This window comes from Nocardia sp. NPDC003269 (assembly GCF_042888005.1).
GTDB lineage: Bacteria > Actinomycetota > Actinomycetes > Mycobacteriales > Mycobacteriaceae > Nocardia.
Genome location: NZ_JBIAPA010000001.1, coordinates 2017185 through 2030247, shown reverse-complemented (window position 1 = coordinate 2030247; position 13063 = coordinate 2017185). Strand labels below are relative to the sequence as shown.

The 13063-nt window shown below is 70.8% G+C and carries 1 protein-coding gene (running past one end of the window); it reads right to left on the bottom strand.

Translation table 11 applies throughout. The features are described from left to right. Window positions 1-13063: the 5' end (the start) of a non-ribosomal peptide synthase/polyketide synthase gene (locus ACFYWJ_RS09400; RefSeq protein WP_355273621.1), read on the bottom strand. The gene continues 30545 nt to the left of window position 1, outside the view; 13063 of the gene's 43608 nt are visible here — the first part of the coding sequence; its start codon is at window positions 13061-13063; its stop codon lies beyond the left edge, outside the window.

Here is a 13063-nt window from a genome sequence, read left to right as displayed (position 1 = left end):
CGTTCGCGGTGACCGGCTGGGCGGGCAGCGCGAAGCGGACCTCGTCGGCGGGCAGGACCTGCTGGTACCCGGCGCCCTCGAGCTCGGGGTAGAAGGTGCGCAGCGACTCGTGCCGCGCGGTCACATCGGCGATGGCCGCTTCCAGCGCGGCGACGTCGAGATCACCGGTCAGGCGGATCGCCACCGGGATGTTGTTGACGGCGGTGCGGTTGTCGAAGCGGTTGAGGAACCACATCCGCTGCTGGGCCTGCGACAGCGGCACCAGTTCGGGACGCGGCTGCGGCACCAGCGGGATGCGCCCGCCGCGGCCGGTGGCGGTCTCCACGCGGGCCGCCAGCGAGGCCACGGTCGAGGCCTCGAACAGCGCGCGCAGCGGCACCTGGGTGTCGAGCGCCTCGGACAGGCGCGCGGCGACCCTGGTGGCGACCAGCGAGTTGCCGCCGAGCTCGAAGAAGTCGTCGTCGAGGCCGACCTGGCCGGCGCCGAGGACCTCGGCGAAGGTGGCGGCGACGATCTGCTGCACCGGGGTGACCGGCGCCTGGAAGGTGCGGGCGGCGAACACCGGCGCGGGCAGCGCCTTGCGGTCCAGCTTGCCGGAGGCGTTGAGCGGGAAGGCGTTCAGCACCACGTAGGCGGCCGGGACCATGTACACCGGCAGCTCGGCGCCGAGGGCGTCCTTGACCGCGTCGGTGTCGACGATCGAGCCCTGCTGCGGGATGACGTAGGCGACCAGCTGATCACCGGTGCGCTCGTCGGCGCGAACCACGACCACCGACTGGGCGATCTGCGGCAGCGCGGTGAGCGCCGACTCGATCTCGCCGAGTTCGATGCGCAGGCCGCGCAGCTTCACCTGGAAGTCGGTGCGGCCCAGGTATTCCAGCTCGCCGTCCGGGGTCCAGGTGACGAGGTCACCGGTGCGGTACATGCGCTCGCCGGGCGCGAACGGATCGGCGACGAAGCGGTCCATGGTGAGGTCGGGGCGACCCACATAGCCGTGCGCCAGCTGCACGCCCGCGAGATAGAGCTCACCCGCGACACCCACCGGAACGGGCTTGAGCCGCGAATCCAGCACGTAGAGACGGGTGTTGAACACCGGGGCGCCGATCGGCACGGTGTCGGTGTCGGCGTCGGTGACCTCGTGATAGGTCACGTCGACCGCGGCCTCGGTGGGGCCGTACAGGTTGTGCAGCGCGGCGCCGGTCAGCTCGCGCAGGCGCTGCGCGGTCGGCGACGGTAGCGCCTCACCGGAGGCGAACACGTTGCGCAGCGAGACACAGTCCGCGGCAAGGGGTTCGGTGACGAACACGGCCATCATCGACGGCACGAAGTGCACCGTGGTGACCTGCTCGGCGGCGATCAGGCGGGCCAGGTAGGCCGGGTCGCGATGCCCGTCCGGCTTGGCCACCACCAGGCGCGCGCCGACCTGCAGGGGCCAGAAGAACTCCCACACCGACACGTCGAAGGTGGCCGGGGTCTTCTGCAGCACCACGTCGTCGGCGGCCAGGCCGTAGGCGGCGTGCATCCAGACCAGGCGGTTGACGATCGCGGCGTGGCTGACCGCCACGCCCTTGGGGCGACCGGTCGAGCCGGAGGTGAAGATGACGTAGGCGGTGTTGTCCGAGCGCAGCGGACGATGCCGGTCGGCGTCGGTGACCGGCTCGGCCGACTGGCCGGACAGGTCGAGCTGGTCGATGCGCACCTCGCGCCCGGCCACGCCGGGCAGGCTCTCGCCGGAGGTCAGCACGCAGACCGGCTGCGCGGTCTCGAGGATGTGCTCGATGCGCTCGGCCGGGTGATCGGGGTCCAGCGGCACGTACGCGCCACCGGCGGCGGACACGGCGTACATGCCGACCAGCAGGTCGATCGAGCGCCGCATGCCAAGGGCCACATACGATTCCGGGCCGACACCGGCGTCCTTGAGCCAGCGCGCCAGCTGCCGCACGCGCACCGCGAACTCGGCATAGGACAGACTCGTCCCCTCGAACGTGAGCGCGGTCGCGTCGGGCGTGCGCGCGACCTGCGCCTCGAACAGGGCGTTGAGGGTGGCCGGGTCGTCGTCGCTGGGGGTGCTCAGCGCGGCGTCGACGGCGAATTCGGTGTCGTTCCAGCGGTCGAGCACCAGGGTGCGCTCGGCGGCGTCGAGCAGTTCGATGTCACCGACGGCGACCGCCGGGTCGGCGACGACGCCCTCGAGCACGCGCAGCAGTCGCGCGCCGAAGGTGGCGGCGAAGCCGGCGTCGAAGAGGTCGGTGGCGTAGACGAGTTCGGCCTCCATGTGGCTGTCGTCGTCGGCGGGCACCTCGCTGAGCGCCAGCTGCAGATCGAACTTGGCCACGTGCTGGTCGATGCCCAGCTCGGACACGGTCAGGCCGGGCAGTTCCAGGGTGGTGCGGCCCAGGTTCTGGAACGAGAGCATCACCTGGAACAGCGGGTGCCGCGCCTGCGAGCGGGCCGGGTTGAGCACCTCGACCAGGCGCTCGAACGGCACGTCGGCGTGCGCGAAGGCGGCCAGGTCGTGCTCGCGGACCCGGGCCAGCAGCTCGGTGAACGAGGCGGCCGGGTCGACCTGCGCGCGCAGCACCAGGGTGTTGACGAACATGCCGACCAGGTCGTCGAGCGCCTGCTCGCCACGACCGGCGACGGGGATGCCGACGGCGATGTCCTCGGTGCCGGACAGGCGCGACAGCAGCACCGCGAAGGCACTGTGCACCACCATGAACAGCGTGGTGCCGTGCTCGTGGGCGACCCGGTTCAGCGCGTCGACGAGCTCGCCCGGCACCTCGAAGCGGTGCGTGCCCGCCTGGTAGGTGGCCTGCGCGGGCCGCGACTTGTGGCCGAGGCGCAGCTCGTCGGGCAGATCGGCGAGCGCGCCGCGCCAGTAGTCGAGCTGCTCGGAGATCAGCGAGGTGGGATCGGTCTCCTCGCCGAGGGTCTCGCGCTGCCACAGCGCGTAGTCGACGTACTGCACCGCCAGCGGCGGCCAGCCCGGCTCGGCGTTGGCCGTGCGCGCCACGTAGGCGGTCATCAGGTCGCGCACCAGCGGGCGCAGCGAGAAGCCGTCGGAGGCGATGTGGTGGACCACCATCACCAGCACGTGCTCGCGCTCGCCCAGCTCGTAGACCCGCAGGCGGACCGGGGCGTGCGCGGTGACATCGAAACCGCGCCGAGCGAACTCGTAGAGCGAGATCGCCATATCGGTCTCGTCGGCCTCGACCAGTTCCAGCTCGGGGATGGAAACGGCGGCGGCGAGCACCTTCTGGTAGGCGGTGCCGTCGTGCGAGGGGTAGACGGTGCGCAGCGACTCGTGCCGGGCGATGACGTCGGCCACCGCGCCGCGCAGCGCGGGCAGATCGAGCAGGCCCTGCAGGCGCACGGCGACCGGGATGTTGTAGGTGCCGGCGTCGCCGGTGTCGCCGAGATCGAAGCGGTTGAGGAACCACATCCGCTGCTGTGCCAGCGACAGCGGCGGGTGCTCGGGGCGCGGCCGCGCGGTGAGCTCGGCGCGCACGCCGGTGCCCGCGTGCGACTCCACCCTGGCCGCGAGCGCGCCGACGGTCGGCGCCTCGAACAGGGTGCGGACGCCGACCTCGGCGTCGAGGGCCTTGCTCAGGCGGGCCGCGACCTGGGTCGCGACCAGCGAGTTGCCGCCGAGGGCGAAGAAGTCGTCGTCCACGCCGACGCGATCGGCGCCGAGCAGGTCGGCGAAGATCTCCGCGACGATCTCCTCGATCGGGGTCGACGGCGCGCGGAACACCTTGGCCTCGAACACCGGCGCCGGCAGCGCCTTGCGATCGAGCTTGCCCGAGGCGTTGAGCGGGAACTCGTCGAGCACGACGAGCGCGGCGGGGACCATGTACGCGGGCAGCTCGGCGGTGACGCCCGCTTTCACGGCCGCCACGTCGATGCCCGAATCCGCTTCGGGCACCACATAACCCACGAGCTGATCGCCCGCGTGCGCGTCGGCGCGCACGACCACGACCGACTGCGCGACGCCCGGCTGCGCGAGCAGGGTCGCCTCGATCTCGCCGAGCTCGATCCGCAGACCGCGCAGCTTCACCTGGAAGTCGGTGCGGCCCAGGTAGTTCAGTTCCCCGTCGCGGGTCCAGGTGACGAGGTCACCGGTGCGGTACATGCGCGAACCGGCCGCGCCGTACGGGTTGGCGACGAAGCGGTCGGCGGTGAGATCGGCCCGGTTGAGATAGCCGACGGCGAGCTGATCGCCCGCCAGATACAGCTCACCCGCGACACCGGGGGCCACCGGATGCAGCCGCGAATCCAGCACGAACACCTTGGTGTTCCACACCGGACGGCCGATCGGCACCGACTCCACGTCGGTGTCGACGACCTCGTGATAGGTGACGTCGACCGCGGCCTCGGTGGGGCCGTACAGGTTGTGCAGGCGGGCGCCGGTCAGCTCGCGCAGGCGCTGCGCGGTCGGCGCTGGCAGCGCCTCACCGGAGGCGAACACCTGACGCAGACGGACCGCGTTGCCGTTGCCGTTGCTGCCGAGGGTGGACACGAACACCGACAGCATCGACGGCACGAAGTGCGCCGTGGTGATGCCGTGTTCGGCGATGACCTGGGCCAGGTACACCGGGTCGCGGTGGCCGTCGGGCTTGGCGACGACCAGGCGCGCGCCGGTCTGCAAGGGCCAGAAGAACTCCCAGACCGACACGTCGAAGGTGGCGGGCGTCTTCTGCAGCACCGCGTCGGCGCCGTCGATCGGGTACTCGTGCTGCATCCACAGCAGGCGGTTGACGATCGCGGCGTGGTCGACCGCGACGCCCTTGGGGCGGCCGGTCGAACCCGACGTGAAGATCACGTAGGCGGTGTTGGTGGCGCGCAGCGGCTGCGTGCGCTCGGCGTCGGTGATCGGCGCCGAGCCGAAATCGGCGGGCGATTCGATGTTCTCGACGGCGAGCACGGTGACGCCGTCGGCCTCGAACGCGTCGCGGCGGCTGGTGAGCACCAGTTCCGGCCGGGCGGTCTCGAGGATGTGGCCGATGCGGTCGGCGGGCTGATCCGGGTCAAGCGGCACGTACGCCGCACCCGCCTGCAGCACCGCGTACATGGCGACGACGAGTTCGGTGGACCGCCGGATGGCCAGTGCCACATGCGCGCCAGGGCCGACACCGTCCGCGATCAGCCTGCGGGCGATGCGGTTGGCGCGCTCCTGCAGCTCGCGGTAGCTCAGCCGCTCGTTCTCGAAGACCAGCGCGACCGCGTCGGGGGTCCGCTCGACCTGGGCGTCGAACAGCGAGACCAGGGTGCCCGCCGGCACCGGGCGCGCGGTGTCGTTCCAGTCGACGAGGACCTGCGCGTGCTCCTCGGGCGCGAGCAGATCGATGTCGCCGACGGCGACCTCGGGATCGGCCACGATCGCGGCGAAGATGTTGTCGAGCCTGCGCGCGAACGCGGCGACCGTCGACTCCTCGAAAAGGTCGAGGGCGTAGGAGAACTCGGCCGACATGCCGCCGGCCTCACCGTCGGTGTCCTGCACCTCGGTCAGGGTCAGCTGGAGGTCGAACTTGGCCAGCTGGGAGTCGTAGTCGATGCCGCTGACCGACAGGCCGGGCAGCTGCAGCGAGGCCTGCTTGTTGTTCTGGAACGACAGCATCACCTGGAACAGGGGATGGCGCGCCTGCGACCGCGGCGGGTTGAGCACCTCGACGAGCCGCTCGAACGGCACGTCGGCGTGCGCGAACGCCTGCAGGTCGGTCTCGCGGGCCTGGTCGAGCAGGGCCGCGAAGGAGGTCGCGCCCTCGACCTGGCTGCGCAGCACCAGGGTGTTGACGAACATGCCGACCAGGTCGTCGAGGGCCTGGTCACCACGGCCCGCCACCGGCGTGCCGATGGCGATGTCGCTGGTGCCGCTGGCGCGGGCCAGCAGCACGGCCAGCGCGCTGTGCATGACCATGAACAGCGAGGCGTTGTAGCGGCGGCCCAGTTCCACCAGGGCGCGCTGGGTGTCGCCGGAGATGACGAAGCTGTAGGTGCCACCGCGGTAGCTGGCCACCGGCGGGCGCGGGTGGTCGGCCGGGAGCACGAGCTCGTCGGGCAGATCGGCGAGTTCGCGGGCCCAGTAGTCGATCTCGGAGGAGATCAGCGACTGCGCGTCGTCCTCGGAGCCGAGGACCTCGCGCTGCCAGAGCGCGTAATCGGCGTACTGGACCGGCAATTCGGCCCAGGTCGGCGCCTCCCAGGAGGTGCGGGCGGCGTAGGCGACGATGACATCGCGCGACAGCGGCGCCATCGACCAGCCGTCGGCGGAGATGTGGTGCACCACCATGCCGAGCACGTACTCGGTCTCGCTGATCTCGAAGAGCCGGGCGTGCAGCGGCACTTCGCTGGTCACGTCGAAGGCCATCGAGGCCAGGTCGATCAGGTGATCGATGAGGTTGTCCTCGGTGACCCGGTACGGGGTCAGGTCGGGGACGATCTGCGCGGCGTCGAGCACCACCTGCACCGGGCCGTTGCCCGACTCGGGGAACACGGTGCGCAGCGACTCGTGCCGGTCGATCACGTCGATGACGGCGACCTGCAGCGCGGCCACGTCCAGCTCGCCGGACAGGCGGATCGCGACCGGGATGTTGTTGACCGCCGAGGCGGTGTCGAAGCGGTTGAGGAACCACATGCGCTGCTGCGCCAGCGACAGCGGCACCAGGTCGGGACGCTCGCGGGCGACCAGCGCCTTGCGGGCACCGTCACCGGCCTGGGACTCCACCCGCGCGGCCAGCGCCGCCACGGTGGGTGCCTCGAACAGCATGCGCACGGGCACCCTGGTGTCCAGGGCGATGCCGATGCGGGAGGCGACCTGGGTGGCGATCAGCGAGTTGCCGCCCAGCTCGAAGAAGTCGTCCTCGACACCGACCCGGGACAGCTCGAGCACGTCGGCGAAGACCTGCGCGACGATCTGCTCGATCGGGGTGGTCGGCGCGCGGAACTCCCGCACCTCGAACACCGGCGCGGGCAGCGCGCGGCGGTCGAGCTTGCCGTTGACCGTCAGCGGGACCGCGGCCAGCACCATGATCGAGGACGGCACCATGTAGGCGGGCAGGCGCTGCGCGACATGCTCGGTCAGCGCGGGCACATCGATCGAGCTGCCGGGCACCGCGACGACATAGGACACCAGCGAGGTGCTGCCGCCCTTGTTCTTGTGGCCGATGCTGACCGCGAAGTCGACGGTCTCGTGCGAGGCCAGCGCGGAGTCGATCTCGCCCAGCTCGATCCGGAAACCGCGGACCTTCACCTGGAAGTCGGAGCGGCCGACGTACTCGACATTGCGGTCGGCGGTCCAGCGCACCACGTCACCGGTGCGGTACATCCGCAGGCCGGGCGCGTAGGGGTTGGCGACGAAGCGGTCGGCGGTCAGCGCGGCGCGCGCGTGGTACCCACGCGCCATGCCGATGCCGCCGATGTAGAGCTCACCGGCCACGCCCACCGGCACGGGGCGCAGGCGGTCGTCGAGGATCAGGGTGTGGACGCCGCGGATGGGTCCACCGATGACGACCCGCTCCCCCGGGATCAGGCCCTCGGAGAGGTTGGAGGCGATGGTGGTCTCGGTCGGGCCGTAGACATTGCCCAGCATGCGGCGCGAACCGTCGGGCAGGCGCACCGCCCACTTGGTGACCAGCTCCGGCGGGACCGCCTCACCACCGGCGGCCAGCACCCGCAGGTGGTCCAGGCCGCGCGCGTCGAAGGTGGCCAGCGCGGCCGGGGTGACGAACGCGTGGGTGACCTCCTCGGTGATGAGGATGTCGCGCAGTTCCTCACCGCCGTAGACGCCCGGCGGGACCACGACGAGCGTGCCGCCACGACCCAGCGCCAGCAGCAGCTCGAGCACCGACGCGTCGAACGACGGCGAGGCGAAATGCAGTGCGCGGGTGTCGGAGTCGAGCGAGTACAGGTCGATCTGCTCGGCGCAGAAGTTGGCCACGCTGGCGTGGGTGACCACCACGCCCTTGGGCACACCGGTGGAACCGGAGGTGTAGATCAGGTACGCGGGCTGGGCCGGATCGGTCGGGCGGACCAGCTCGCGCGGGGCCAGCGGCGCGTCGGAGATGTCGTCGAGATCGATGTCGTCGACCTCGAGCCAGCGCACCGATTCCGGCAGTTCGTCGGCCTCGGAGGTGACCGTGATACCCACGGACACACCGGCATCGGTGATCATGTGCGCGATGCGGTCGGCCGGGTAGTTCGGGTCGACGGGCACGAACGCGGCACCGGTCTTGGCGACCGACCACACCGCCAGCACCGACTCCAGCGAGCGCGGTACCGCGACGGCGACGAAGTCCTCGGCACCGAGACCCTGCTGGATCAGCAAGCGCGCCAACTGGTTCGAGCGGCGATCCAGTTCGCCATAGGACACAGTGGTCCCCTCGAACACCACGGCGGTGGCCTCGGTATCGAGGGCGGCCTGCGCCATCAGCTGCGGCAGGGTGCGCGCCACCGCGGCGGGCGCGCCGTAGCGGGTGATCAGGTCGGTGCGCTCGGCGTCGTCGAGCACGTCGATGGCGCCGACGGTGACCGCCGGGTCGGCCAGGATCGCGTCGAGCACGCGCCGCCAGCGCAGCAGCAGCTCTTCCACGGTCGACTGGTCGAACAGGTCGACGGCGTAGGTGAGCACACCGGTCATGCCCGACAGCGATCCGGTGACGGTGTGTTCCTCGGTCAGCGTCCACTGCAGGTCGAACTTGGCCATGTCGACCTCGACCTCGTCGGCGTCGACCGACAGGCCGGGCAGCTCCAGGGTGCCGTGCGACATCTCCTGGAACGACAGCACCACCTGGAACAGCGGATGCCGCGCTTGGGAGCGCGACGGGTTGAGCACGTCGACGAGCCGCTCGAACGGCACATCGGCGTTGGCGAACGCGCTCAGGTCGGTCTCGCGGGTGCGGGCGAGGAACTCGCTGAACGGCTGGGTCGGGTCGACGTCGGAGCGCAACACCAGGGTGTTGACGAACATGCCGATCAGGTCGTCGAGCGCCTGCTCACCACGGCCGGCGATGGGCGTGCCGACCGCGATGTCGGTGGTGCCCGACAACCGCGCCAGCAGCACCGCCAGCGAGGCGTGCATGACCATGAACAGGGTGACGCCGTTGGCGCGGGCCAGCGCGGCCAGCTGCTCGTGGGTCTGCGCGTCGATCTCGAAACCGACCCGGGCGCCACGGAAGCTCTGCTGCTGCGGACGCGGGCGGTCGCTGGGCAGGTCGAGCTGGTCGGGCAGGCCGTCCAGCGCCCGCTGCCAGTAGTCGAGCTGGCGCGCGGCCATCGACGTGGGATCGCTCTCGGCGCCGAGCAGTTCGCGCTGCCACAGGGTGTAGTCGCGGTACTGCACCGGCAGCGGCGCCCAGCCGGGCGCCTCGCCCGCCGAGCGGGCCAGGTAGGCGGTGGCGACGTCGCGGGCCAGCGGGCCGAAGGAGAAGCCGTCGGCCGCGATGTGGTGGACCACGAAGGCGACCGCGAATTCCGGTGTGCCATTGGTCGTTCCGCCGGTCACCTGGTAGATCCGCACGCGGATCGGCAGTTCCAGGGTGACGTCGAAACCGGTGGAGGCGAACAGGATCAGCTCGTCGTGCAGCAGCGACTGATCGATCGGGGTCACCGTGATGCCCAGATCGAACTGGTCGGCGCCGAGCACCTGCTGGAAGCCGCCGTCGGCGTCCGGGAAGATCGTGCGCAGCGATTCCTGGCGCACCACGACGTCATCGAGCGCCGAGATCAGCGCGTCGACATCGACGCGGCCCTTCATCCGCACCACGAAGGGCAGGTTGTACGTCGGTGCGGCGGGGTCGAACTGGTTGATGAACCACATCCGCTGCTGGGCCAGCGACAGCGGCACCTGCTCCGGATGCGGCAGCGCCACCAGCGGCGGGCGCGCCGCGGAAATGTCGGCGGGCGTCGCCGATTCGGCCCGCGCGGCCAGCCCGGCCACGGTCGGGGTCTCGAACAGCGCGCGCACACCCAGCTGGATGCCGAACGCGGCGCCGATGCGGGCCACGACCTGGGTCGCGACCAGCGAGTTGCCGCCGAGCTCGAAGAAGTTGTCGTCGGCGCCGACCCGCTCCTGGGACAGCACATCGGCGAAGATGCCCGCCACGATCTGCTCGGCCGGGGTGCGCGGCGCGCGGAAATCGCCTGCGGCGGCGGTGAAGACGGGCTCGGGCAGGGCCTTGCGGTCCAGCTTGCCGGAGGTGTTGAGCGGGAACGCGTCGAGCACCATGATCGACGCGGGCACCATGTAGCTGGGCAGCTTCTCGGACACGAACCTGGTCAGCGTCGCCGGGTCGGCGGACTGGCCGGGCGCGGACACGATGTAGGCCACCAGCTGCTGACCGGTCGCGGTGTCGACCACGAGCACCGCGGCCTGGCTGACGGTCGGGTGCGCGAGCAGGTCGGTCTCGATCTCGCCGAGCTCGATGCGCTGACCACGGAACTTCACCTGGAAGTCGGTGCGGCCGATGTACTCGAGCACGCCGTCGGCGTTCCAGCGCACCAGGTCACCGGTGCGGTACATGCGCTCGCCGGGCGCGCCGACCGGGTTGGCGACGAAGCGATCCGAGGTCAGGTCCGGGCGGCCGCGATAGCAGCGGGCCAGCTGACGACCCGCCAGATACAGCTCACCCGGGGCGCCGATCGCGGCCGGGCGCAGCCGCGAATCCAGCACGTACACTTCGACATTCCACTCGGGGATACCGATCGGCACCGTGACGGTGTCGGCCTCGGTGGCCTCCCAGTAGGTGACCGAGACCGCGGCCTCGGTCGGGCCGTACAGGTTGTGCAGACCGGCGGTGGAGATCGCGCGCAGACCGGCGGCGGTCTCCGGCGGCAGCGCCTCACCGATGACGAAAACCGCACGCAGCGTTTCGCATTGGGCCCGGGTGGCGTGCGAGACGAACACCGTCAGCATGGACGGCACGAAGTCGGTCACGGTGACGCCGTGGCGTTCGATCATGTCCGCGACGTAGAGCGGGTCGCGATGGCCGTCGGGCGAGGCGATGACCAGCTCGGCGCCGACCATCAGCGGCAGGAAGTAACCCCACAGCGACACGTCGAAGGTGGTGGCGGTCTTCTGCAGGTAGACGTCGTCGGCGGTCAACCGGTACTCGTCGAGCATCCACAGCTCTTGGTTGACGATCGCGTGGTGGGTGACCGCGACGCCCTTGGGGCGGCCGGTCGAACCCGAGGTGTAGATGACGTAGGCCGTGTTGTCCGGGCGCAGCGGCGCCAGGCGCTCGGCGTCGGTGATCGGGGTGTCGGCGAACGCGGCGGTGTCGAGGGTGTCGAGTTCCACCCTGGCCACCGTGCTCGGTAGGTCCAGGTCGTCGCCGGTGGTGGTCAGCACGCAGACCGGTGCCGCGGACTCGAGGATGTAGGCGGTGCGGTCGGCCGGGTGATCCGGATCGATCGGCACGTACGCGCCACCGGCGCGCAGCACCGCGTGCATACCGATCACCAGGTCAAGCGAGCGGCGCATGCCGAGCGCGACCAGCGACTCCGGGCCGACGCCGTCGGCGATCAGGATCCGGGCCAGGCGGTTGACCCGCGCGCCGAACTCGGCGTAGGTCAGGGTCTCGCCCTCGAAGTTCAGGGCGATGCTGTCGGGGGTCAGCGGGATCTGCGCGTCCAGGAGCGCGGGCAGCGTGGTCGCGGGGACCTCGTGCGCCGAGTCGTTCCACTCGGTCAGCGAGCGTTCCAGCTCGGCGGCGCCGGTGACCGGCAGCGACCACACGGCCGCGGCCGCGTCGGCGGCCAGGAAGCGGTCGAAGAACTCCAGGAAGCGGGCGTGATGCGTCGCCGCGTCGGCCGCGGAGTACAGGTTCGGGTTGGTCTCGAAGTCGATGTGCGAGCGGGTGCCGCCGTGCGACTGGTAGAAGTTGACGCCCAGGTCTTCGATCGAGCCGGTGGAGAGCACGTTGAGGGTGCCGTCCATGTCGCCGAAGCGCAGCTCGTTGTCGAACAGCATGATGTTGACCCACGGGCCGAAGAACTCCGTGGCGACCATGCCATCGCCCGCCGAATCACGGCGGATGTCCTCGTGCCGGTACCGCTGGTGGCGCAGCGCGCCGGAGACCTCGGTGGTCACCGCGCGCAGCAGCTCGGCCACGGTGGTGTCGTGGCCGACGCGCAGGCGCAGCGGCACGATGTTCGAGGTGACACCGCCGGAGCGGCGCATCACGGCGGTGGTGCGGCCGGTCACCGGGAGGCTCAGGATCACATCGGAGGTGCCGGTGATCTGCGCCAGGTACGCCGCGAAACCGGCGATCAGCAGCGGCGCCGAGGTGGTGTCGTGGCGGGCGATGGCCTCACCGAACAGCTCGTCCTGGGCGGGGCTCAGGGCGGCGCTGGTGACGTCGTTGACCGGCGAGGGCGGCGCGGAGCGCCCGGTCAGGCTGCTGCCCTCTTCCAGCCCGGCGACGCGCTGGGCCCAGTGCGCCTTGTCGGACTCGAAGCGGGAGCTGTCGCGGTAGGCGATCTCCGACTCGTAGAGCGCGCGCAGATCGGTGGCCTTGTTGGCCGGCGCGTCGACGCCGGTGACGGCCGCGGTGTAGAGCTGTGCCGTGCGGGTGACGAAGTTGTTGGCGCCGAAACCGTCGAGCACGATGTGGTGGACGCGGGCGTACCAGTACCAGCGCTCGTCCTCGAGCTGCAGCGCGGCGGCCTGGACCAGGCGGTCGGCGACGATGTCGAGCGGGCGGCTGTACTCGGCGCGCATCCACGCCGCCGCGGCGGCCTCCGGGTCGGCCTCGTCGCGCAGGTCGACGTAGATCAGCGTGTCGTCGAGGGTGAGGTCGACGGTCTGCATCGGCTCGCCGTCGATCTCGACGATGCGCAGGAAGCCCGACTGCTGCTCCGCGGCGGCCTGCGAGCTGACCTGCTCGAGCACCGCGACGTCGAGCCGGCCACGCAGGTCGACGAACTGCGCGATGTTGATCGGCACCTGCGGGTCGACGTGCTGCGCGTACCAGATACCCAGCTGTGCGGGCGAGAGCGGGAAGTACTCCGCAGAGACTCCACGTCCGTCACCAGTTTCGCCGTTTCCGCCGAAATCCAGCCGGTCCAA